The sequence below is a fragment of the Cupriavidus sp. HE11 genome (assembly GCF_056097175.1).
In genome coordinates this window covers 547,652-569,466 of the sequence record NZ_CP184465.1, presented here as the reverse complement: position 1 = coordinate 569,466, position 21,815 = coordinate 547,652, and the positions used below count along the sequence as shown (strand labels likewise).

The window sequence follows — 21,815 nt, the reverse complement described above, 5'->3', positions numbered from 1 at the left end:
TCTCACTCCGCTTGCAGGTTGACTTCCTTGGCCAGGCGTTGCCAGAACTCGAAATCCTTCTTTACCTGGACGTTGAATTCGTCCACCGGCTGGGCCACCGGCGTGGCGGCCTGCTCGGCCAGGATTTCCTTCATGTCCGGCGCCATCACGATGTCATGCACTTCCTTCTGCATGCGCTCCAGTGCCGCCCTGGGTGTCTTCGCCGGGGCATAGAGGCTGTATGACGTGTACACCTCGAAGTCCTTCATGCCGGATTCGATCATGGTCGGTACGTTGGGCAGGGCGGAAGTGCGCTGCGCGCCGGTCACGGCCAGTGGGCGCAGCTTGCCGGACGTAATGAACGGCTTCGCGGTCAGCACGCTGGTGACGCCAACGGTGGTAACGCCGCCGATCACGTCGGTCATCAGCGGCGAGCCACCCTTGTAGGCCACGTTCACCATGTCCAGGTGCTGATACTTGTTGTACATCTCGCCCACCAGCCGCGTCATGTTCTCGGAGCTGCCGTAGGAATACTTGTCCGGCTTCGCCTTGACATGATTGGCGAACTCCACCGCGTTCGTGGCCGGGAACGTGCTCTGCGTGACGAACACCAGCGGCGACTTGCACACCATCGTTACGCCGATCAGGTCGGTGAACGTGTCGTACGGCATCTTCTTGTACAGGATCGGGTTGAGCAGATGCGTGTTCACCACCAGCACGTAGGTGTGACCGTCCGGCGCCGACTTGGCGACGAAATCGGTACCGATGATGCCGTTGGCGCCCGGGCGGTTGTCCACCACCACTGGCTGCTTGAGCCGCGGCGTCAGTCGCTCCGCCAGGCGGCGGGCCACGATGTCGGTGCCGCCGCCTGCCGAATACGGCACGACGATCCGCACCGGCTTGTCCGGGAATTCGGCTCGGGCGGGCACGGTCAGCACTGCCAGGCCGAGGGCCATCAGCGTGTATTTCTGTGGGGCGAACATGCTTTTGTCTCCTCTTTCCTGCGACGTAAAGAAGTCCGGCTCTGCGGCCGGACCGGAATCGTCGTGTCCGTATTTATTCTTTTGTCCGGACAAATTGTCAGACAAGCATAGGAAGCCGGTCCGGTGCTCGCAAGGCAAGATGGGTCGGTGCTTTCCCTATGGCGCCCTCGGCGAGGAGCTTCTTGGGGAAAACACTGAGTTTGCATACGAATGCAAGAAATCTAATCTGCATACGTATGCACAACCCAACACGGAACTCCCCATGATTCGTTACCTCAAGCGTGGCCGCGACGTTCAGGCGCGCGCCGACGACGACACCGCCGTCCGCAACACCGTTGAAGGCATCATCCGCGACATCGAGTCGCGCGGCGATGCAGCCGTACGCGAGTACAGCAAGAAGTTCGACAACTGGGAGCCGCAGGACTTCCGCCTGTCGGACGCCGCGATCGAACGCGCAATGAAGAGCCTGTCGGCATGCGAACTGGAAGACATCCGGTTTGCCCAGGCCCAGGTCCGCAACTTTGCCCAGATCCAGCGCGACTCCATGCTCGACGTGGAAGTCGAAACCCGCCCCGGCGTGTTCCTCGGCCATCGCCACGTGCCGATCAACGCCGTTGGCTGCTACATCCCGGGGGGCAAGTATCCATTGCTGGCCTCGGCGCACATGAGCGTGCTGACGGCGAAGGTGGCCGGGGTCAAGCGCGTGGTGGCGACGGCGCCGCCCTTCCACGGCGAGCCGCATCCCGCCATCGTGGCCGCCATGCACATGGCCGGCGCGGACGAGATCCTGGTGCTCGGCGGTGTGCAGGCGGTGGTGGCGATGGCGGTGGGGACATCCAGCATCGCGCCCGTGGACATGCTGGTCGGCCCGGGCAACATGTTTGTGGCCGAGGCCAAGCGCCAGTTGTTTGGCCGTGTTGGCATCGACCTGTTCGCGGGCCCCACCGAGACGCTGGTGATTGCCGATGACTCGGTCGACGGCGAAATCTGCGCGGTCGACCTGCTGGGCCAGGCCGAGCACGGCCTGACCTCGCCGGCCGTGCTGCTCACGGACAGCGAAGCGCTGGCGCACGCCACGATGGCGGAGATCGAGCGGCAGCTCAAGATCCTGCCCACGGCGCAGATCGCCGCGAAGGCCTGGGCCGATTTTGGCGAGGTGATCGTCTGCGATTCGCGCGAGGAGATGCTCCAGAAGGCCGACGAGATCGCCTCGGAGCACGTGCAGGTGATGACCCGCGATCCCGACTGGTTCCTGAACAACATGACGAACTACGGGGCGCTGTTCCTGGGCCCGCGCACCAACGTGGCCTACGGCGACAAGGTCATCGGCACCAACCACACCCTGCCCACCAACAAGGCCGCGCGCTACACCGGGGGGCTGTGGGTCGGCAAGTTCCTGAAGACCTGCACGTTCCAGCGCGTGACCACGGACGCCGCCAGCGCGGAGATTGGCGAATACTGCTCGCGCCTGTGCCACATGGAAAACTTTGCCGGCCATGGAGAGCAGGCCAATATCCGCGTGCGCCGCTATGGCAACCGTCCGGACGTGCCGTGGTACGAGCCGGTGCCGGAGCTGCAGTCGTGACATCCGTGACGCCTCTGCCGGCGTTCGGCGGCTTCCGCCTTGATGGCAAGCGCGCACTTGTCACCGGTGGCGGCCGCGGCCTGGGGCTTGCGGCGGGTGTGGCACTGGCGCAGGCCGGTGCCGAGGTCACCCTCGCGGCGCGGTCCGGTGTCGAACTGGAGGCCGCCTGTGCCGCGATCCGGGCGCAGGGCGCAAGCGCCGACTTCCTGGTGCTTGACGTGACCGATCCGGTAGCGGTCCGGCGCGAGATCGGCAGCCGTCCGCCGTTCCAGATCCTGGTCAACAACGCGGGGATGAACCGGCCGAAGCTGCTGACCGATACCGCCGACGAAGACATCGACGCGGTCTTTGCGCTCAACGTGAAGGCCACCTTCTATGTCTCGCGCGAGGTCGCCCGCAGCCTGCAGGCGGCGGGCCTGCCGGGATCGATCATCAATGTCTCGTCGCAGATGGGGCATGTGGGCAGCCCGCGCCGCACGCTGTACTGTGCCAGCAAGCATGCGGTGGAGGGCATGAGCAAGGCGCTGGCGTGGGAGCTTGGCCCGGCGGGTATTCGCGTCAATACGCTGTGTCCGACCTTTATCGAAACGACGCTCACCGCGCCGATGTTCGAGGACGCGTCGTTCCGCAGCTTCGTGCTCGACAAGATCGCGCTGGGCCGGCTGGGCCGGATCGACGAGGTGATGGGCCCGGTGGTGTTCCTCGCCAGCGACGCTTCCAGCCTGATGACGGGCAGCCCGCTGATGCTCGACGGCGGGTGGACGGCAGCATGAAGAAGGTCACCGCCCACGACGTGGCGCGCCTGGCGGAGGTCTCGCAGTCCGCTGTCAGCCGCACGTTCACGCCCGGCGCCAGCGTGGCGCCGGAAACGCGCGAACGCATCGAGACGGCGGCGCGCAAGCTGGGCTACCGGCCGAACGCCATCGCGCGCAGCCTGATCACGCGCCGCAGCCGCATCATCGGGCTGGTGATGAGCTATCTGGAGAACCAGTTCTATCCGGTGGTCATCGAGCGGCTGTGCCAGGCATTGCAGCAGGACGGCTATCACGTGCTGCTGTTCATCAGCCAGACGGAAGACGCCGACGACGTGCTGACGGACATCCTGCAGTACCAGGTCGATGGCATCGTCATGGCGTCCACGACGCTGTCGTCGGCGCTTGCCAACGACTGCATCAATGCCGGGATTCCCGTGGTGCTGTTCAATCGCGTGGCACAGATGGGGGCCATGGGAGCCTATTCCACCAGTTCGGTGACCTCGCAGAACCGGGAAGGGGGGCGGATGGTCGGGGACATGCTGGTGCGCAGCGGGCATCGCCGTATCGCCTGGCTGGCCGGCGCGGAGAACGCGTCAACCAGCCGCGACCGCGAGGCGGGCCTGCGCGATGCGCTGTCTGCGGCCGGCTTGCCGCTGCATGCCCGCGCGGTTGGTCACTATGACTTCGGCGAGGCGAGGCGCGCGGTGCTGACCCTGTTCCAGGACCCCGCCAACCGGCCCGATGCGCTGTTCGCCGCCAACGACCACATGGCCATCGCGGCACTGGAAACCCTGCGTGCCGAACTGGGCATGCAGGTGCCGCGCGATGTGTCCGTGGTGGGTTTCGACAATGTGCCCCAGGCCGCATGGCCGTCGTTCGATCTGACAACCGTGCAGCAGGACGTCGAGAAGATGGTGGATGCCACGCGGACCCTGCTGTTCGACCAGATCGGCGGCCAGGTCATGGCGCGCAGCGTGGATGTGCCGTGCGTGCTCGTGGAGCGCGGCACCGTGCGCGTGCGCGACCCCATCGCTGGCTCGCCAGTCACCAGAAAACGCAAGACAACATGAACGACAAACCTGATATCGAGGCGCTCTGCGCCGGTCGCCCCGTTGCCATCGTAGGCGCCGGGCTGGTAGGGGCGGGATGGGCCATCGTGTTCGCCCGCGCCGGGCTGCAGGTCAGGATGTTCGATGCCAACCCCGACATCACGCGCCGCGCCATGCCGCTCATCGAAGCGCAACTGGAAGGCCTGCGGCGGCACCGACTGATCGACGAGGCCTCGGCGGCCGTGCTGGCCCGCATCACGCCCGTTGCCACGCTGGCTGAGGCCGTGGATGGCGCCGCCTATGTACAGGAGTCGGTGCTCGAGCGCGTCGACGTGAAGCGGCAACTGATGGTGGAACTCGATGCGCTGGCCGCGCCCGATACGGTGGTGGGCAGTTCCACATCCGGTATCCCCGGCTCGGCCTTCGCGCTGGGGCTGACGATCTCGCCGCGCGTGCTGATCGCGCATCCGGTCAATCCGCCGTACCTGGTGCCGGTGGTCGAACTGGTGCCGTCGCCCGAGACCGCAGCGCGCACCGTCGAATTCGCTGACGCGCTGATGCGCGCCGTCGGCCAGGCAGTGGTCCACGTACGCAAGGAAGTGGAGGGCTTCGTCCTGAACCGGTTGCAGGCCGTGCTGCTGCGCGAGGCCTGGGCGCTGGTGCAGGATGGCGTGGCCAGTTGCGAGGACGTCGACAAGACCATTCGCGACGGCCTGGGCTGGCGCTGGTCGTTCATGGGGCCTTTCGAGACCATCGACCTGAATGCGCCCGGTGGGGTAGCCGACTATGCGGTGCGGCTGGGTCCGCTGTACCAGCGTATTGCGCAGTCTCGCCGGCACGACGCGCCGTGGGACGCAGACCTGATCCGGCAGGTGGAGTCGCATCGGCGCGAGCACCTGTCACAGCCCGACCTCGAAGCCCGGAGGGCCTGGCGGGACGAACGCCTGATGGAGTTTGCCGCCAGCCGCGCCGCCCGGGAGCCGCAGGCCTGATTCACACCCTGTCCGATATTCAACTCAACATCGTGACAAGAAAAGGCAAGCCGATGCCTTCCCCCTCGCAAGTCTGGAGACACCCTACCGTGAAACAGCCTCTCACCCCGTCCGCACAAACACGCCGTCGCCTTCTGGGCGCAACGCTGGCGCTGGCCGCATGCATCATGCCTGCTGCGCACGCGCAGGGCGACTATCCCAACAAGCCGATCCGGTTGATTGTGCCGTTTGCCAACGCGGGCGTGACCGATACCAGTGCGCGCATCGTGGCCGAGAAGCTCGGTCAGCAACTTGGCCAGCAGATCGTCGTGGACAACAAGCCCGGCGCGGGCGGCAATATCGGCACGCAGATGGTGGCAAAGGCAGAACCCGATGGCTACACCCTGCTGCTCGGTTACGACGGCACGCTGGTGATCAACCCCAACGTCTATGCCAGGGTGCCGTTCGATCCGGTAAAGGATTTCATGCCCATCGGCAAGATTGGTGACGCCGTGCTGCTGATAGCCGCCAATCCGAAGCTGGGCATCAAGACCGTTGCCGATCTGCAGCACTACGCGAAGACGGTGGCGGGCGGCATGTCCTACGGCAGCGCGGGCAATGGCAGCACGACCCACCTGGCCGGCGAGATGTTCCACCAGCGCACCGGCATCCCGATGACCCATGTGCCTTACAAGGGCGGCGGCCAGGCACTGCTGGACGTGGTTGGCGGTACGCTGCCCGTGACCTTCGCGGCGGTGACCGGCGCCATGCCGTTCGTCAAGAGCGGGCAGGTCGATGCCGTAGCGGTGACGTCGCGCCAGCGTGCGCCGTCGCTACCGAACGTGCCGACGCTGATCGAAACCGGCATGAAGGACTTCGAGATCAACTCGTGGGTCGGCCTGATGGCGCCAGCCGGCACGCCCAAGCCCATTATCGACAAGCTCAGCGTCGCGCTGCAGAAGGTATTGAACGATCCGGCCATGCGCGAGCGCCTGGCGTCTCTGGGCATCGTCGCCACGCCGGGCACGCCTGACGCCTACGGGCGCGAGATCGTGCGCGACCTGGCCAAGAACAAGGCCATCGTCAAGGCCGCCAATATCAAGCTGGATTGAGCCCCGGGTGCTGCGCGGCGCGGCACACCTACGACAGAAGTAGCCCCACATCATGACAACCCTATTCGACAAGATCTGGGCGGCGCATGCGGTCGCCCGCAATGACGCTGGCGAGGACCTGGTTTATATCGACCGGCACCTGGTGCAGGAGGTATCCAGTCCGCAAGCGTTTGCCAGCATGGCTGAAGCCGGACACGTGCTGCGCTCGGCGCCGCGTCATATCGCGGTGCAGGATCACAACGTGCCCACCACGGCCGACCGGCTGACGCACATCCCCAACGCGGAAAGCCGCGAGCAGATTGCCACGCTGCGGCGTAACACGCAGAACACCGGCATGCGGTTGTTCGACCTGGATCATCCGTTGCAGGGCATCGTCCATGTCATTGCCCCCGAGCTTGGCTACGTGCTACCAGGCAGCACCGTGGTCTGTGGCGATTCCCACAGCGCCACGCTCGGCGCCATGGGTGCACTGGCCTGGGGTATCGGCACCTCGGAAGTGGCGCACGTCATGAGCACCCAGAGCCTGTGGATGCGCAAGCCGCGCACGATGGGTATCGCCATCTCTGGCGCGCTGGCCCGGGGCGTCTACGCCAAGGACCTGGCGCTGGCGATCATCCGCCATATCGGTACCAGCGGTGGCAACGGGTTTGGCGTCGAGTACTTCGGGCCGACGGTGCAGGCATTGTCGATGGAGGCACGGCTGACCCTGTGCAACATGACCATCGAGGCGGGCTCGCGCTTCGGCCTGGTCGCGCCGGACGCGACCACTCTGGCGTACCTGCGCGACCGCGTGCAGGGTGCCGCCCGTGAGCATTTCGAGCAGGCGGCGCAGGCCTGGGGCGCGCTGCGCACCGATGACATGGCCGAGTTCGACCGCAGCGTGGCATTCGATGCCGCCACGGTGGCGCCGCTCGTGACGTGGGGCACGACGCCTGCCGACAGCGCTGCGTTCTCTGGCAGGGTGGGTGATGGGGCCAGGCTCGACGAGCCGGCCGAGCGCAATCGCCTGGAAGAGAACCTTGCCTACATGGGCCTGGAAGTTGGCCAGGCCCTTTCGTCGGTACCGATCGACGTGGCCTTCATCGGCTCTTGCACCAATGGCCGGTTGGAAGACCTGCGCGCGGCCGCAGAAGTGGTGCGTGGTCGTCGCGTGGCGTCGGGCGTGCGTGCGCTGGTGGTGCCCGGTTCGGGCAGCGTCAAGCGTGCGGCCGAGGCAGAAGGCCTGGCGCAGGTGTTTGTCAACGCAGGGTTCGAGTGGCGCGAATCGGGTTGCTCGATGTGCATCGGCATGAATGGTGACAGCCTGGCGCCCGGTGAACGATGTGCCTCCACATCCAACCGAAATTTCGAGAACCGGCAGGGGCAGGGTGGCCGTACCCACCTGATGAGCCCGGCTGCCGTCGCCGCGTCCGCCCTGCAGGGACGCCTGACCGATCCCCGGGAGTACCTGGCATGAAAGCCGTCATTGCAGAAGTACAAGGCCGCGCGGCGGTCATGCAGCGCGACGATATCGATACAGATGCCATCTTTCCGGGACGCTTCCTGCGCCTGGTGCAACGCACCGGCATGGGCGCACACCTGTTTGCCGACTGGCTCGCCGAAGGCCGGCCAGAGGTGGCATTCATGGCCCAGCCCACGCCGCCGGGTATGCTGGTGGCCTTGCAGAACTTCGGCTGCGGCTCGTCGCGCGAACATGCGGTCTGGGCCTTGTCGGACTACGGCGTGAAGGCCGTGGTGGCGCTGTCGTTCGGCGACATCTTCCGCAACAACTGCGTGAAGAACGGCGTGGTCGCGGCGACCGTCACCCCGGCCAATCACGCGCGTTTGCTGGAAGCGCTGGCCGATGTGCCGGACGCACCCCTGCACCTGGCGGTTGCCGACCGCAGCCTGCGGCTGCCCGACGGCAGCGTCATTCCCGTCACGCTCGCCGACGGGCACGCGGAGCAATTGCTCTCCGCCGAGGACGAAGTCGACCGCACCTTGCGCCACGACGCAGCACTGCGCGCCTACGAGGCACGCGTGCAGCGCGATCAGCCGTGGCTGGCGTCGATGGACTGAGCCCAACACTTTCCCGATTTCCCGTCTACTGGAGCCTTCATGGCCAATCCCATTCTTCGACAAAAGCTTGCCGCCGGTGAGTTCATCGTGATCCCCGGCGTGCAGGACATGATCGCCACCGTTATGACGACCAAGGTCGGCTTCGACATCATCTACGGCTCCGGCTACTGGCTGACCGCCTCCAGCCTGGGCCTGCCCGACGCCGGCATCGCGACCTATACCCAGATGGTGGACCGCATGCGCACCATCACCCGCACATCGCGGGCGGCCCTGATCGCAGACGCCGACACCGGCTACGGCGGACTGCTCAACGTACACCACACGGTGCGGGGCTATGAGGAAGCCGGCGTGACAGCCATCCAGATCGAGGACCAGGAGTTCCCGAAGAAGTGCGGCCACACGCCCTACAAGCGCTGCGTGCCGGTCGAGGACATGGTCGAGAAGATCAAGGTTGCCTCGGAAGCGCGACAGGACAAGGAAAATTTCCTCATCATCGCCCGTACTGACGCCCGCGCCAGCCTGGGCGTGGATGACGCCATGCGCCGCATGGAGGCCTATGCCAGGGCCGGTGCGGACATCCTGTTCTTCGAGGCGCCGCAGTCCGAGGAAGAGATGCGGCGCGCCTGCGAAGCCTTCGACCTGCCGATGATGGCCAACATGGCCGATGGCGGCAAGACGCCGATCCTGCCGGCTCACGTGCTCAAGGAAATCGGTTACTCGCTGGCCATCTTCCCGGCCATGACGAGCTTGGTGGCCGCTGCCGCGATGGAGAAGTCGCTGCGCCATCTCAAGGAAGCCGGTACCAGTCTGTCGGCGGAAATCCCCATGGCCGACTTCAACGAGTTCTGCCGGCTGATCGGTTTCGAGGAAGTCTGGGACTTCGAGAAGCGCTGGGCGCGTTGAGATCCCGATGACACCTCGCGGCGACTTTCCCGAACCATCCGGGCGAGGCGTCGCGTGCAAAACATGAGAAGTCGAATGGAGGAGACAAATATGCCGACGCGTTACAACATTCCTTGCCGCAATCCGCAGCAGGGCGCGCGCGCTCTAGCCACAATGCTGGCAGCAGTCGCGCTGGCGGCCCCTGCATATGCGCTCGCACAGGCGGCCTGGAAGCCCGATCGTCCGGTCACGATTGTGGTGCCGTACGTGCCGGGCGGTGGGACGGATGCCTCGGCACGTGCGACGGCCAAATTGCTGGGCGAACAGTGGGGGCAGCCCGTGCTGGTAGTCAATATGCCGGGCGCGGACGGCCTGATCGGCACGCGCAAGGTGACCGAAGCAAAGCCTGACGGCTACACATTGCTCCTGCAGACGCCCGCCATCGTGCTAACGAAGCACACGCCTTCCTTCACCGGCCCGGACCCGCTGGCGAGCCTCGTCCCGATAACCAACATCGCCCAATCGCCTGGCGTGATCGTGGCGAACGGCAAATTTCCGGCCACGTCGCTGCCTGAGCTGATCAAGTACTGCAAGACGGCTACTACGCCGTGTTCGATGGGCACGGGAGAAAACGTGGCGAAGCTCTTCGGCCAACAGCTCAAGGCCGAAGCGCTGCCCAATCTGATTGTGGTGAACTACAAGGGTACAGCGGCCATCATCACCGACATGATCGCCAACAATGTGAACTTTGCCGTGACGGGTGTCGCTTCGGCGCTGCCGCACCAGAAGGCCGGGACGCTGAAGATCGTTGCCAATCAGGGCACGCATCGCTTCAATGGCGCGCCGGAGGTGCGCACAGTGGTGGAGACCGGTCTGCCGCAGTACGAATATACGACCTGGTTTGGATTGTTCGCGCCGAAGGGGACACCTCCGGCGATCACCCAGAGCATCTACGCCGCCGTGCGCGAGGCCATGCGCCATCCCGAGTTGCAGAAGGCAATTGCGTCGGCTGGTGCCGAGCCGCTTGTCAATACGCCGGACGATTTCGCTGCCCAGGTACGCAAGGAAGATGAGCGCTTCACGGCGTTGGCGAAGCGCTACCCACTAAACTGACCTTCCAGGCAATTCCCGGGATACGGCGCGTGCTTACATGTGGATGTTCAGCGTCATTACGGCTGAACGTCCCGGTGCCCAGGTGGCGTAGATCGGGTACGCCGACGAGTAGTACTTCTTGTCGAAGATGTTCTGCACGTTGAGCTGCAGGTCCATCGTCTTGTTCAGGCGATAGGTCGCCACGGCATCGAAGCGCGCATAGCCCGGCGTCCATTTGCGGGTTGTGGCGGATACCGATGCGTACGTCAGGCTGGAGAACGTGGCGCCGCCGCCGATCGACAGCTTCGGCAGCACATCGTAGTACGTCCACAGCGTCAGGTTGTGCTTGGGCACCATCACCATCGGCAGGCCCGAAGCCGTCGGGTTGGCCGGGCCGGCGTCGGTGGTAATCGCATCGAGGTACGAATAGCCGCCGAACACGCGCCACTTGTTCGTGATGTTGCCGGCCACGCCCAGTTCGGCGCCACGTACGCGTTGGCTGCCGGCGTTGACGACGCCGCCCAGGCCGTCGCTGACGCGGGCATTGGTCTTGTCGGTCTGGAACAGGGCCGACGTCAGCGACAGGCGCTGGTCGAGCACATCCCACTTGGCGCCGACTTCGATATTGCGGCTACGCTCCGGCGACAGGTTCTGGTTGGTGGCAGTGATCTGGTCGGTGCCGCCGCCGAGGCCGCTGTTGGCACCCGGCGGATTGGCCGAGGTGCCATACGACGCGTAGAGGCTGACCGTCTGCACCGGCTTGAACACCAGGCCCAACTGGTAGCTGAACAGGTTGGACGTGTTGTTCAGGTCCGCCGCGCCGGCCTGCGTGGCCGAGACATCGAAGCGGTCGAAGCGCGTGCCGGCGTTGAACAGCCACTTGTCGCTGAGCTTGATGCTGTCGAACAGATAGGCCGACGCCACGTTGGTGTGCGTGTGCGTCGGAGCGCCGGGGAAGCCCGTGTCGCCATTCAGCACGGTGCTGCCGGTCCACGGGGCATCCGAATTCCAGGCGCCGATGGCGGTGCAGTTGTAGGCGATGGTGCAGGGGCCGCCCGAGCGGATGTTGTTGCCCGCGCTGTCGCTGACGAGGTAGCCCTCGTAGAGGCTGCGTTCCCAGCTGAATTCCAGGCCCGCGGTCAGCGTGTGCTGCATGCCCCAGAGCGTGGTCTTGCCCGAGACTTCGGTCTGGTTCGACACGCTGTTGGTCGCGTACTTGCCGCTCTTGGCCTGCAGTTGCAGGATGTTCGAGGTGGCGTTCAGGAACTGCGGGTTGGTGGCGATGTAGTCGAGCGTCGAGCGGCCGAACATGGTCGTGTTGCGCAGCTTCCAGTCCTCGGTCAGCTTGTGTTCGACGCGGATTTCGGCCGTGTCGGTCTGGCCGCGCCGGTAGTCGCGGTTGTTCAGGCCATAGAACTGCGAGCGCTCGATACCGCTGTTGGCACCCGGCGTGCCCCCTGTCGAACGGAACGGCACGCTGAAGTCCGGCATGTCGTACGAATTCAGGTGGTAGTAGCTGACATAGACCGTGGTCGGCGTATTCAGCCCGAAGGCCACCGAGGGCGACACGCCCCAGCGTTTGCTGTAGACGTTGTTGCGGCCTGGCTGATTGGCGTCGAAGCCCATCAGGTTCAGGCGCACGGCTGTCTCGTCGTTGATGCGGCGGTTCATGTCCACCGTGGCGCGCTTGTACGACTCGGTGCCCAGGCCCAGGCTGGCATTGGTGAAGTCGTCCAGGCGCGGCATCTTGGTCACGATGTCGATGCTGCCACCCACCGCGCCACGGCCCGCGTAGACCGAGTCCGGACCCTTGATGACACTGATCTGCTCCACGGCGAACGTTTCGCGGTTCTGCACGCCGGAGTCGCGCATGCCGTCCACGAAGATCGAGTTGCGCGACTCGAAGCCCCGGATGACCGGGCGGTCCGCCGACGGGTTGGCGGCCGCATCGCCGCCCAGGAAGGTCACGCCCGGCACGGTCTTCAAGGCATCGGACAGCGTCGTGGCGTTGGTCTGCTTGATGACCTCTTCCGGAATGACCGTTACCGAGCGCGGGGTGTCGAGCAGCGGCGCCACAAACTTGTACGACGGCAGCGCCTTGGTCTGCATCGGCGAGTCAGCCGAGACCACCGCTGTGGGCAGGGTGGCTTCAGACGTCTGGCTGCCCGTATCCGGGGTGGCCTGTGCGTTGGCGATAGAGGGAACGGCGATGCCGGTGCAGTACAAGGCACACGCATACGCGATGGCGCGCATGCGCGACTGAGCAGGAGAGAACATCTGGAAAGACGGAGAGAAAGTGACTTGAAATGCCTTGCCTTCTCACTGAAGTCGGAACGGCGCTATGGCTTCCGTTTCGGTAGTGAGAATGCTTATTATTAACCGGGTCAGATGTTAGCCCTTCGACGCTGCCATGTAAATGAATACTTCAAAGTCGAAAGGACTTTCGGCATTGGGCGTGGTAGACGAGAAGCGCGTCCACGCCTGGCAGTGTCGCCGCCGGAGGAAGCTGAACTTAGCGCGCGATCAATCGATCGGGGAGCGCCACGGAAATGCGGGTGCCGGTGGCGGCCGAAGGGTCTGCATACGAGATGCGGATCTCCCCGGCGAGTCGGTCGGAGATTGTCTTGACAATGGAGAGCCCCAGGCCAGAGCCTTGTGAGGTGGTCCCGGGTGTTCGATAGAACGGCTCCCAGATTCTGGAGCGCTCCTCTGGTGGGATGCCTGGGCCGGAATCACGACAGGTCAGTACGACCTGACTGTCCTCCAGGTCAATCGACAGGTCGACGGCACTGCCTTCCGGCGAGTAGCGAATCGCGTTGTCCACGAGGTTCCTGACCAGGGTGAAAAGCTCGACCTCATCCACCGCCAGCCGGACGTCACTGTCTGTCAGGACGCCAATGTCCGCGTGGCGGGCATCCGCCATTGGCATCAGGTCCTCAATCACGCGGCGAAAAACCTGGAGCACCGACGTCGCAGACACTGGCCGCGAGGAAGGCGACTGGACTCGCGCAAGACTGAGCAACTGCTCCAGCAGGTGCCTGCCGCGTTCGATGCCTTGCCTCAGTGGAGACAGCCGGGTGCGAGCCTCCTCCGACATCTCCGCGTGCGAAAGCCGCTCGGCTTGCAGCGACAGCGCCGTCATCGGGGAACGCAGTTCATGAGCCGCGTTGGCGATGAATTGCCGCTGTTGGTCCATGGATTGCGCAACCCGTGCAAGCAGCCGGTTGATTGCCATGACAAATGGCCGGATTTCTGCGGGGAGGTGGTTGCTCGGCAGTGGTGCCAGCTCGCCTTCGTCCCGTCGATTGACCTCGGCGGCCAGGGCCGCAATGGGCTTGAAGAGCTTGCGGATCAGGTCAGCAACAATCACCAGGAGCAGAGGAACCAGGACGACGAACGGAAGCACAGTGCGCAGTGCGCTGTCACGCGCAATTTCATCGCGCATGCTGGTTTCCTGGGCAACCAGGATGCGTCCACCGTTGGGAAGCGTCCTCAGAAGGACGCGAAATGACTCGGCGTTCAGTGTGAGAGAGTGGACGCCGTCAGCGACGTTCGCCGGAACGCCAAGAAACTTGCCAGGCATCTGCGGGCTCTGGCCCTCGGATGCGGGGCCGGCGTACTGGACTATCACCCGGGATTCCTCGTCGATGCCGGGCAGCTTGCCAAGCTCGGCCATGCGGGGAGCGGGCAGGTGGTCGACGTCGAACAGGATGGCGACCTGATGCAGCAGGTCATCCTGTAGCTCGATGGCTTCGTCGAAGGCGGTCCGGAAGGAAACAATCCCGCCAATCACGGCAACAGCCAGGATCGCCAGCGATAGCCACAGGGACAACCTGGCTTGTATGGAACCGGTCAGTCTTGCTTGGGCACCAGCCATCCGAGTCCCCTGACGTTTCTGATTGTGGCGGCGCCCAGCTTCTTGCGCAGCGCGTGGATAAGGTACTCGACGGCGTTGCTTTCTACCTCGTCTCCCCAGCCATAGATCCGCTCTTCGAGCTCGGCACGGGACAGGATTGCGCCGGGCCGCATCATCAATGCCTGCAGCAGGGAGAACTCCCGGCCGGTCAGGGGAACGGGCGCTCCGTCGGCAAGTTGTGCCTGCCGGGTACCGAGGTCGAGCGAAAGGGTGCCGCTGCGCAATACTGACGACGCCGCGCCGCCTTTCCGACGCCAGACTGCGCGCATTCTGGCGAACATCTCGGCCATCTCGAAGGGTTTGACCAGGTAGTCGTCCGCACCGGCATCGAGGCCGGCGACACGGTCCTCAAGGGCATCGCGCGCGGTAAGGATAACCACAGGCACTGCACTGCCGCGCGCCCGGATATCGCGCAGTACGTCGATGCCGCCTCTCCGGGGCAGGCCAAGATCGAGCAATACGATGTCGTATTGCTGGTTATCCATCGCGTTCAGCCCGCGCTCACCGTCTTCGACCCAGTCAGCAGCGTAGGCGGCGTCGCGCAGTGCATCTTGCACGACCTGCCCGATCATCACGTCATCTTCTATCAACAGGACACGCATCCAGATACCCCTGGGCTTGCGCAGCGGCACGTGCGTCCACCTTGGCGCGCTGCGGCTGGGCTGATCTCACCGGTGATTATGCAACGATCAATGGCTTGCGCTGGCTGCGGCACGCTGCGGTAACAGCAGGATGCAGCCGACCATGAAGGCCATCAGCACTGCCGAGGCAGTGAACCGGTCCAGGGCCAATCCACCAGAAGCTAGCGGCTTGTCCAGGAAGTCGCCAACGACGGCGCCAAGGGGGCGCGTAAGTATGAAGGCCGCCCAGAACAGCACTGTGCGCGAGATGGCGGTCCGGTAGTACGCAATGGCGAGGATGGCCAGCAACGTGCCGAAGATGGCGATGCCGCCCACATACCCAAGACCGATCGTGTCCGCGGTCCAGTCGCCCAGCGCGGTGCCGAGCGTTTGCGAGAACATGATGGTCACCCAGTAGAACATCTCCGCCTTCGGCTCGTTGACCGAGGCAATCGAGACGGTCCCCATGGCGCGATGCCAGATGAAGAGTGACAGTAGCAGAAGCGCCAGCAGCAGCGCGGTGCCTCCCGGATAGCCGATTCCCAGCGAGCGGTCGGCAAAGTCTGCCAGCGTTGTGCCCACCGTAGTGGTGGCGACAATCGTGATCCAGTAGGTAGCCGGGTGGTAGTGCCTGGCGCGGACCTGGGCCACGACGGCCACCAGGAACACGGCGGCGAAGATCAGTGTGCTGATCAGGTAGCCGAGATTCAGGGACATCGAGAGGGCATCGCCGCCTGTCTCGCCCAGGGTCGTGGCGGCGATCTTGATAAGCCAGAACCCCAGCGTGACCTCTGGAACCTTGCTTGCCGACTGTCGGAGGTTGGTTTGCTGCATGGGTCAGGTCCTCGAAGAAAGATGGATGGCACTCATGCCTTCATGCCTTGCCGCTAAGCCGGTCGAAAGTCTTCAGAAGGTCTGTCATCGCGGCCTTGCACTCGCCTTGAGACGGTTTGGACGCGCGCAGGGCATCCAGGGCGCGGTCGATGGCCTTGTCGAGCGTATGCCAGTCGCTCGCAGCGCGCGGCTTCAGGCCGGCCTCGGCACGGTCCCACGAAATCTCGAGGTCTTTGATACGGGTCTTTGCTGCAGCAAGGTTGCCGGCTTCCACTAGCGATTGCACGTCGACGGCGATGGTGTGAAATGCGCCCAGGTCACCGAGCATCGTGGGGGTACTCTGTGTGCGCTGAGCCGCGACGCTCGCTTGTTGGGGTGCAGCGGCGAGCGGAGCGGCGTGCCCGGCAAGCGGCGTCAACAGTGCGGCGATTGCAAGCATGGAGGCCGCCTGGCCGTGAAAGGGTGTGAAGATGAGCATGATGTAGTGCCTCGCGTAATTAGAGATGATCGGGGGCCGCGTACCGGGTGCCGCGACCATTGGTTGTCAGCTGCTCGATGGTCACGAGAATGCCAATGACGGTAAGAAACATTGCACTCGTCCAGAGCGGCCCCAAACCAAGGCCGCCGTAGGTCACGTCCTGTGTCAGCAGGTCACCAAGGGAGGCGCCGAACGGCCGGGTAAGGATGTAGGCGGCCCAGAACGTCAGTACGATGCTGGCACCGAGCCGCCACGCGGCATACGACAAGGCAATAAGCGCGCCGAAGGCGATAACGCCCCACGTAAAGCCGAGCCCAAGCGCCTCGGTCGCCAGGTCGCCTGCAGCCGTCCCGAGCGCGAAGGTGCAGAGGATGGCGATCCAGTAGAACAACTCCCGCCGGGGTGTGCAGATTGACTTGATGGACAACGTGCGCTCGCGTCGATACCACGCGGCGAAGACGAGCATCAGTGCCACGGAGAAGGCCGCTGTACTGGCGTACAGGCTGACGCCCAGGCCATCGGTCAGGACGTCGGTGACCTGGGTTCCGACGATGCTGACCAGCACGACAGTCAGCCAGTATTTCCATGGGGTATATCTGCGTGCGCGCATCTGATACCCCAGGGCAATCAGGAGCAGCAACGTCATCGCGGCGGTGGTGACTGCCTGACCCCATCCAACGTTCACGGCAAGGAAGTCAGAGCCCGTCTCGCCGACGGTTGTCGACAGAATCTTGATGATCCAGAACGAGGCCGTAATTTCTGGAACCTTGTTGGCCCAGGACTCGCCCGATGGAAGGGTTTGATGGCGCGTGTCGGCGATTGCCGAATGAGCGCTGGCATTGACGGTTGTTGGCTGACGGTCCATTCAAGCCTCCAGTTTCACGTTTCGAACCAGAGGCAAGCCTACGCACGAAGACTTAGGAGACCCTTAGGGCGCTCGGGAACCGGCGCCCGCTACACCGATTGGACGAACACATGTTGTGTCCCGGCATACGCACAATTACCTAATGCTGCGATGCGACATTCCTTCTGCTACAATTCGGGAAAACCCCATAAGGGTTATCCCTTAAAAGGAAGGACGCCATGAACACCCAATCCGACATCAAGCTGACCGATCAACTCGAACGCGACCTGATCGAGCGCGAACTGGGCACCCAAAGCCTGGGCTTTGCCAACGACGTGAAGCGCGCAGTTGCTGCCATCCAGAACATTTTCACCCGCCTGCAGGCGGAAGCGCGCAAGGCCAAGGTGGTCTACGCGAACGGCTGACCGGTATCGGCTGATAGCAGTACAGGCGGCGCAGCAAGCGCCGCAGCATTGAAAACCGGCCCGCCGCGTACCGAATCCAAGGTACGCGGCGGGCCGGTTTTTTGCTTTTGGCGTGGCGTGTCGAACCGTTCGGATCAGCGCTGGATGTCGATGTTATCGACGCGATCCGGGTAGAACGCCACATATCCCGCGATTTGCGACACGGCGTCGTGCGGATGTTCATACGTCCAGACGGCATTGTTGCCCCGGGCCCCGGCTGCCGCGATGCTGAAGTACGCGGCGTCGCCCTTGTAGGGGCAATGGCTGGCGTGTGCGGTCCGGGTCAGTTGCGCCATGTCCACGTCGTCGCGCGGGACGTACTGGACGGCCGGGTAGGACGCTTCCTGGAGGTTCAAGGCGCGCGTGGTATCGGCGATCACGCGGCCGCCGGCCGTGACGACAACGCGTGCGCGCTGCGGGGTGATGGTGATGGGATGGTCCGGGCCGGGGATCTTGACGGGCTTGTCAGTCATGGCGACGACTCCTTGCCTTGGGTGCGACGGCGGAAAAAGATGAGGCGCGGCAAAGATGCCGCGCCCGCGCCGGCCTGCCGTACGCCTGAGAGCCGTACGTGCCCGCGCCAATCATGAAAAAACCGCCACGGAGGTGACGTAAGGCTGGAAGGGAGAGAGAGCCTGCAGCCTTGCCCAAGACGATAACGCCACCGATCGTTGCGAAAAAGCGCAACGGCGGAACACACTTTTCGGGGTTCTAAAACAATGGCCCCGTCCGAGCGGGGCCATGGGCGTTCAAATCGTCGGAAAAGACGCGGGAAAGGTTCAGCTTCGGGACTGTTCCTCGATCCACAGCGACAGGCGCACCTTGTAGGCCTGCTGGATATGGCGGCGGGTGATCTGTTCGGCCTGTTCGGGGTTGCGTGCCTCCAGGGCCTCCACCAGTGCCAGGTGCTCCTCGTAGGATCCTCGCGCCCGGCCCGGCACGGCCAGCGTGGAGCGGCCCAGCAGCGCCATCGACTCGTGCAGCGACCGCAGCGTCTTGAGCAGGTAGCGGTTGTGGGCGCAGCGGTGCAGGGTTTCGTGGAACAGGCGGTTGTTCATTGCCAGCTTGTCCGGATCCGACGCAAACGACAGGTCGCGTTCGACGATATCGCGCAGCAGCGAGATTTCCACATCGGTGGCATGGCGCGCCGCCAGCGCGGCAGCCGTCGATTCCAGCACCTCGCGCATCACATAGAGCTCGCTGACCATGCTGGCATCGAGCCGGGTCACCATCATGCCCCGGTTTGGCTCGTTGACGACCAGGCCTTCGGATTCCAGCCGGGACAGCGCTTCGCGCACCGGCGTGCGCGACAGGCCTAGCGTTTCGGCCAGCTCGACTTCACGCAGACGGGTTCCCGGTAGCAGTTGGCCTGCCTGGATGGCGGCACGCAGTTGTTGATAGGCCCGCTCGGAACGCGGCAACGAAGCACTCTGGTCGCCGTCGGCGCCAGCCAGGTCCGTAGGAAGCATGAAAAACGTGAAGTGGGTAACCAAGACACGAGAGTCTACCCGAGTTCGCCGCCGGGCCTTTTGTCAAAAGGGAAACTGCGTCGTCGACAGCACTTGCTTGAGGACCATGAACGAGCGGATCTGCCGTACGCCGGGTAGATAGAGCAGTTGCTCGGCGTGCAGCCGGTTGAAGCTCTCGCTGTCCCGGGTGCGCACGAGCATGAAGTAGTCGAATTCCCCCGTGACCACGTGGCACTCCATGCAGCCCGATACTTTTTGTGCGGCTGTCTCGAATTGTGCGAAGGATTCGGGCGTGGATCGGTCGAGTACCACGCCAATCATGACCAGCATCCCGGCGTCCAGCGCCTTGGGGTCCAGCAGCGCCACAATGCCGCGGATCAGGCCCATTTCCTTGAGCCGCTCCACCCGCCGCAGACAGGCCGGCGGGCTCAGGTTGACCTTGGCCGCCAGCGCCACGTTGGAGATCGACGCATCCTGCTGCAGCGCGCGCAGGATGGCCTTGTCGGCGCGGTCCAGCGTGTCGACGTGCGCCGGGGCCGGCGTTGCCGGGGCTGCGGACGGGGCAGGTTGCCTGGCTTTGGTACGAAATTTTGTTTCTTTCAAGGCGAATTCACCGGAATAAACAAAAGGAAGACCGTCTTTGGATTGATGAATAGTGTTTCGAAGGGCCATTCTTTGCAAGCACGTTTCGTGGCTTTTTTTCTAGGATTGAGTCCATCGCCCTCAACCCCGGAGCAGCCAACATGAACCTGAAGCGCTTTCCTCGCCATGCCCTGACGTTCGGTCCCACCCCGATCCAGCCCCTGCAGCGCCTGTCCGACCATCTTGGCGGCAAGGTGGCGCTCTATGCCAAGCGCGAAGACTGCAACAGCGGCCTGGCATTCGGCGGCAACAAGACCCGCAAGCTCGAATACCTGATTCCCGATGTACTGGCGCAGGGATGCGACACGCTGGTGTCGATCGGCGGCATCCAGTCCAACCAGACGCGCCAGGTTGCCGCCGTCGCCGCGCACCTGGGGCTGAAGTGCGTGCTGGTGCAGGAAAACTGGGTCAACTATGCCGATGCCGTCTACGACCGCGTGGGCAATATCCAGATGTCGCGCATGATGGGCGCCGACGTGCGGCTGGTGGCCGACGGCTTCGACATCGGCATCCGCAAGAGCTGGGAAGAGGCCATGGAAAGCGTGCGCCAGGCCGGCGGCAAGCCGTATCCGATTCCCGCCGGCTGTTCGGAGCATCCGCTTGGCGGGCTAGGGTTTGTCGGGTTTGCCGAGGAAGTGCGCGCGCAGGAGGCCGAACTGGGATTCAGGTTCGACTACATCGTGGTGTGTTCGGTCACGGGGAGCACGCAGGCCGGCATGGTGGTCGGCTTTGCCGCCGATGGCCGCGCAGACCGCGTGATCGGCATCGACGCCTCGGCCAAGCCGGAGCAGACCCGCGCGCAGATCCTGCGCATCGCCAGGCATACGGCCGGGCTGGTGGAGTTGAACCGCGACATTGCCGATGCCGATGTGGTGCTCGACACGCGCTATGGCGGCCCGGAATACGGCCTGCCGTCGGAAGGCACGCTCGAAGCGATTCGTACCTGCGCGCGGTACGAAGGCGTGATGACCGATCCGGTGTACGAGGGCAAGTCGATGCACGGCATGATCGACATGGTGCGGCGAGGCGAATTCCCGGCGGGGTCGCGCGTGCTTTATGCCCACCTGGGCGGCGCGCCCGCGCTGAGCGCCTACAGCTTCCTGTTCCGCAACGGCTGAGCGGCGCTCACAGACGTAGTAGATCCTCCACGCGCTGGCGGCACAGCCGGACAAACTGCTGTGCCGCCGTGGACTGCCCCTGGCCCGGATGAAACGCCAGGATGGCGCGGAAGCGCACGGGGCCGGCAAACGGCACGCTGCGCAGGCCCAGCGCCGTATAGGTGCGCGCCACCAGTGGATTGGTAATGGCGAGGCCCACGCCCGCCAGCACCATTGCGCATTGTGTATGGCTGTAAGGGGTCGTCGCGACAAACCGTGCCGTGTGGCCGTGCCCGGCGAGCGCGGATTCCAGTTGCCGCTGGGCCGGATCGCCTGCATCGAGCCCGATCAACGGAGCATCGGCCAGATCCGAGGCGCCCACCCGGGCCCGGCCGGCAAACGGATGCGTGGCCGGCACGATGCAGACCGCCGGCACCGCATAGAACTCCGAAGCGGTCAGCCCGCTCGTGTCCACTTCGTCACCCATGAATGCCAGGTCCAGTTCGCGCTGGAGCAACCGTTCGCGCAGGCCGCGCGAACTGTCTACCTCCAGCCGGCAATGACTGCGCGGATAACTGTGCGTGAAGTTGGCCACCGCCAGGGGCATCACGCTGGCGGCCATCGCGTGCAGCGCGCCCACGCGCAGCACCGTGTCCTCGTGCGAGCGCAGCAGGTCGATCTTGCGCTGTACGGCATCCAGGCCTACGTAGACGCGTTCGACTTCGTCCATCAGCGCGGCCGCCTCGGCGGTCGGGACCATGCGGCCCTTGCTGCGGTCGAACAGCCTGAGCCGCGCCGATTGTTCCAGTTGCAGCACGATCTGGGTCACCGCCGGCTGGCTGATGTGCAGCGCCTCGGCGGCGCGGCGCGCGGAGCCCAGCCGCATGACCATGCGGAATACCTCGATCTGCCGCGCGCTGATGGTTTGCCCGGCGGTCGCTGCGATCTGGTTCATTCACACCCTATAAGTTTGGCTTATTGAAAG

Annotated in this window: 22 protein-coding genes; 11 read left to right on the top strand and 11 right to left on the bottom strand. The window is 64.4% G+C overall.

The features are described 5' to 3' along the window. Positions 1–2 precede the first annotated feature (2 nt). Entirely contained in the window at positions 3–962 is a 960-nt protein-coding gene (locus tag ACOABP_RS20020) for a tripartite tricarboxylate transporter substrate binding protein (RefSeq protein WP_474229740.1), read from the bottom strand. 262 nt (positions 963–1,224) lie between these two features. Between ACOABP_RS20020 and hisD the strand changes: the two genes are divergently transcribed. The 9 genes from hisD to ACOABP_RS19975 all read left to right on the top strand — a co-directional run bounded on the left by hisD (position 1,225) and on the right by ACOABP_RS19975 (position 10,487). After that, positions 1,225–2,547, top strand: a complete 1,323-nt coding sequence (gene hisD, locus ACOABP_RS20015) for a histidinol dehydrogenase (RefSeq protein WP_474229739.1) — start codon at positions 1,225–1,227, stop codon at positions 2,545–2,547. Between the two features lie 5 nt (positions 2,548–2,552). Then, positions 2,553–3,320: an SDR family NAD(P)-dependent oxidoreductase gene (locus tag ACOABP_RS20010; protein WP_474230460.1), complete on the top strand. Its 768-nt coding sequence runs from the start codon at positions 2,553–2,555 to the stop codon at positions 3,318–3,320. Continuing rightward, positions 3,317–4,372 carry a LacI family DNA-binding transcriptional regulator gene (locus tag ACOABP_RS20005; protein WP_474229738.1) on the top strand — a complete coding sequence of 352 codons (1,056 nt, stop codon included), beginning with the start codon at positions 3,317–3,319 and terminating at the stop codon, positions 4,370–4,372. The genes ACOABP_RS20010 and ACOABP_RS20005 overlap by 4 nt, the downstream gene beginning before the upstream one ends. Further along, the gene (locus tag ACOABP_RS20000) at positions 4,369–5,343 is read left to right on the top strand and encodes a 3-hydroxyacyl-CoA dehydrogenase (RefSeq protein WP_474229737.1); all 975 of its coding nucleotides are present in this window, start codon (positions 4,369–4,371) and stop codon (positions 5,341–5,343) included. The genes ACOABP_RS20005 and ACOABP_RS20000 overlap by 4 nt, the downstream gene beginning before the upstream one ends. Before the next feature lie 167 nt (positions 5,344–5,510). Further along, entirely contained in the window at positions 5,511–6,434 is a 924-nt protein-coding gene (locus ACOABP_RS19995) for a Bug family tripartite tricarboxylate transporter substrate binding protein (protein WP_474230458.1), read from the top strand. Between the two features lie 52 nt (positions 6,435–6,486). Further along, positions 6,487–7,890: a 3-isopropylmalate dehydratase large subunit gene (gene leuC / locus ACOABP_RS19990; protein WP_474229735.1), complete on the top strand. Its 1,404-nt coding sequence runs from the start codon at positions 6,487–6,489 to the stop codon at positions 7,888–7,890. Continuing rightward, entirely contained in the window at positions 7,887–8,492 is a 606-nt protein-coding gene (gene leuD / locus ACOABP_RS19985; RefSeq protein ID WP_474229734.1) for a 3-isopropylmalate dehydratase small subunit, read from the top strand. Before leuC ends, leuD begins: the two co-directional genes overlap by 4 nt. Before the next feature lie 39 nt (positions 8,493–8,531). Beyond that, positions 8,532–9,395, top strand: a complete 864-nt coding sequence (locus ACOABP_RS19980; protein ID WP_474229733.1) for an isocitrate lyase/PEP mutase family protein — start codon at positions 8,532–8,534, stop codon at positions 9,393–9,395. Between the two features lie 90 nt (positions 9,396–9,485). Then, positions 9,486–10,487 (top strand): tripartite tricarboxylate transporter substrate binding protein, encoded by a 1,002-nt coding sequence (locus tag ACOABP_RS19975; RefSeq protein ID WP_474229732.1) that lies wholly within the window; start codon positions 9,486–9,488, stop codon positions 10,485–10,487. Positions 10,488–10,520: 33 nt separating this feature from the next. Here the strand turns inward: ACOABP_RS19975 and ACOABP_RS19970 are convergent, their stop codons facing one another. The 6 genes from ACOABP_RS19970 to ACOABP_RS19945 form a co-directional block, all read right to left on the bottom strand. Next, positions 10,521–12,743 (bottom strand): TonB-dependent receptor, encoded by a 2,223-nt coding sequence (locus tag ACOABP_RS19970; RefSeq protein ID WP_474229731.1) that lies wholly within the window; start codon positions 12,741–12,743, stop codon positions 10,521–10,523. A gap of 235 nt (positions 12,744–12,978) precedes the next feature. After that, positions 12,979–14,343, bottom strand: a complete 1,365-nt coding sequence (locus ACOABP_RS19965) for an ATP-binding protein (protein WP_474229729.1) — start codon at positions 14,341–14,343, stop codon at positions 12,979–12,981. After that, positions 14,319–14,984, bottom strand: coding sequence for a response regulator (locus ACOABP_RS19960; protein WP_474230457.1), 666 nt, complete (start codon positions 14,982–14,984; stop codon positions 14,319–14,321). The genes ACOABP_RS19965 and ACOABP_RS19960 overlap by 25 nt, the downstream gene beginning before the upstream one ends. 87 nt (positions 14,985–15,071) lie before the next feature. After that, a complete protein-coding gene (locus ACOABP_RS19955; protein WP_474229728.1) occupies positions 15,072–15,836 on the bottom strand; it encodes a COG4705 family protein in 765 nt (254 codons plus the stop codon). Between the two features lie 40 nt (positions 15,837–15,876). After that, complete coding sequence (locus ACOABP_RS19950; protein ID WP_474229727.1) at positions 15,877–16,314, bottom strand: hypothetical protein; 438 nt, start codon at positions 16,312–16,314, stop codon at positions 15,877–15,879. 19 nt (positions 16,315–16,333) lie between these two features. Further along, the gene (locus ACOABP_RS19945; protein WP_474229726.1) at positions 16,334–17,179 is read right to left on the bottom strand and encodes a COG4705 family protein; all 846 of its coding nucleotides are present in this window, start codon (positions 17,177–17,179) and stop codon (positions 16,334–16,336) included. Positions 17,180–17,397: 218 nt separating this feature from the next. On the opposite strand from ACOABP_RS19945, the gene ACOABP_RS19940 reads away from it, so the two are divergent. Beyond that, positions 17,398–17,583, top strand: a complete 186-nt coding sequence (locus ACOABP_RS19940) for a hypothetical protein (RefSeq protein ID WP_474229724.1) — start codon at positions 17,398–17,400, stop codon at positions 17,581–17,583. A gap of 134 nt (positions 17,584–17,717) precedes the next feature. Here ACOABP_RS19940 and ACOABP_RS19935 read toward each other — a convergent pair whose 3' ends face one another. The 3 genes from ACOABP_RS19935 to ACOABP_RS19925 form a co-directional block, all read right to left on the bottom strand. Further along, the gene (locus tag ACOABP_RS19935; protein WP_474229722.1) at positions 17,718–18,095 is read right to left on the bottom strand and encodes a DUF427 domain-containing protein; all 378 of its coding nucleotides are present in this window, start codon (positions 18,093–18,095) and stop codon (positions 17,718–17,720) included. 306 nt (positions 18,096–18,401) lie between these two features. Further along, positions 18,402–19,091 (bottom strand): GntR family transcriptional regulator, encoded by a 690-nt coding sequence (locus ACOABP_RS19930; protein WP_474229721.1) that lies wholly within the window; start codon positions 19,089–19,091, stop codon positions 18,402–18,404. Positions 19,092–19,154: 63 nt separating this feature from the next. After that, positions 19,155–19,607, bottom strand: coding sequence for an Lrp/AsnC family transcriptional regulator (locus ACOABP_RS19925; RefSeq protein WP_474230455.1), 453 nt, complete (start codon positions 19,605–19,607; stop codon positions 19,155–19,157). Between the two features lie 227 nt (positions 19,608–19,834). On the opposite strand from ACOABP_RS19925, the gene ACOABP_RS19920 reads away from it, so the two are divergent. Beyond that, positions 19,835–20,851: a 1-aminocyclopropane-1-carboxylate deaminase gene (locus ACOABP_RS19920; protein WP_474229720.1), complete on the top strand. Its 1,017-nt coding sequence runs from the start codon at positions 19,835–19,837 to the stop codon at positions 20,849–20,851. 7 nt (positions 20,852–20,858) lie between these two features. On the opposite strand, the gene ACOABP_RS19915 is transcribed toward ACOABP_RS19920, so the two are convergent. Next, the gene (locus ACOABP_RS19915) at positions 20,859–21,785 is read right to left on the bottom strand and encodes a LysR family transcriptional regulator (RefSeq protein ID WP_474229719.1); all 927 of its coding nucleotides are present in this window, start codon (positions 21,783–21,785) and stop codon (positions 20,859–20,861) included. Positions 21,786–21,815 lie beyond the last annotated feature (30 nt).

Bases quoted from the DNA above. Each gene is read 5' to 3' on its own strand.
- ACOABP_RS20020 (WP_474229740.1), bottom strand. From the start codon at position 962: ATGTTCGCCCCACAGAAATACACGCTGATGGCCCTCGGCCTGGCAGTG.
- hisD (WP_474229739.1), top strand. From the start codon at position 1,225: ATGATTCGTTACCTCAAGCGTGGCCGCGACGTTCAGGCGCGCGCCGAC.
- ACOABP_RS20005 (WP_474229738.1), top strand. From the start codon at position 3,317: ATGAAGAAGGTCACCGCCCACGACGTGGCGCGCCTGGCGGAGGTCTCG.
- ACOABP_RS20000 (WP_474229737.1), top strand. From the start codon at position 4,369: ATGAACGACAAACCTGATATCGAGGCGCTCTGCGCCGGTCGCCCCGTT.
- ACOABP_RS19995 (WP_474230458.1), top strand. From the start codon at position 5,511: ATGCCTGCTGCGCACGCGCAGGGCGACTATCCCAACAAGCCGATCCGG.
- leuC (WP_474229735.1), top strand. From the start codon at position 6,487: ATGACAACCCTATTCGACAAGATCTGGGCGGCGCATGCGGTCGCCCGC.
- leuD (WP_474229734.1), top strand. From the start codon at position 7,887: ATGAAAGCCGTCATTGCAGAAGTACAAGGCCGCGCGGCGGTCATGCAG.
- ACOABP_RS19980 (WP_474229733.1), top strand. From the start codon at position 8,532: ATGGCCAATCCCATTCTTCGACAAAAGCTTGCCGCCGGTGAGTTCATC.
- ACOABP_RS19975 (WP_474229732.1), top strand. From the start codon at position 9,486: ATGCCGACGCGTTACAACATTCCTTGCCGCAATCCGCAGCAGGGCGCG.
- ACOABP_RS19970 (WP_474229731.1), bottom strand. From the start codon at position 12,743: ATGTTCTCTCCTGCTCAGTCGCGCATGCGCGCCATCGCGTATGCGTGT.
- ACOABP_RS19965 (WP_474229729.1), bottom strand. From the start codon at position 14,343: ATGGCTGGTGCCCAAGCAAGACTGACCGGTTCCATACAAGCCAGGTTG.
- ACOABP_RS19960 (WP_474230457.1), bottom strand. From the start codon at position 14,984: ATGCGTGTCCTGTTGATAGAAGATGACGTGATGATCGGGCAGGTCGTG.
- ACOABP_RS19955 (WP_474229728.1), bottom strand. From the start codon at position 15,836: ATGCAGCAAACCAACCTCCGACAGTCGGCAAGCAAGGTTCCAGAGGTC.
- ACOABP_RS19950 (WP_474229727.1), bottom strand. From the start codon at position 16,314: ATGCTCATCTTCACACCCTTTCACGGCCAGGCGGCCTCCATGCTTGCA.
- ACOABP_RS19945 (WP_474229726.1), bottom strand. From the start codon at position 17,179: ATGGACCGTCAGCCAACAACCGTCAATGCCAGCGCTCATTCGGCAATC.
- ACOABP_RS19940 (WP_474229724.1), top strand. From the start codon at position 17,398: ATGAACACCCAATCCGACATCAAGCTGACCGATCAACTCGAACGCGAC.
- ACOABP_RS19935 (WP_474229722.1), bottom strand. From the start codon at position 18,095: ATGACTGACAAGCCCGTCAAGATCCCCGGCCCGGACCATCCCATCACC.
- ACOABP_RS19930 (WP_474229721.1), bottom strand. From the start codon at position 19,091: ATGCTTCCTACGGACCTGGCTGGCGCCGACGGCGACCAGAGTGCTTCG.
- ACOABP_RS19920 (WP_474229720.1), top strand. From the start codon at position 19,835: ATGAACCTGAAGCGCTTTCCTCGCCATGCCCTGACGTTCGGTCCCACC.
- ACOABP_RS19915 (WP_474229719.1), bottom strand. From the start codon at position 21,785: ATGAACCAGATCGCAGCGACCGCCGGGCAAACCATCAGCGCGCGGCAG.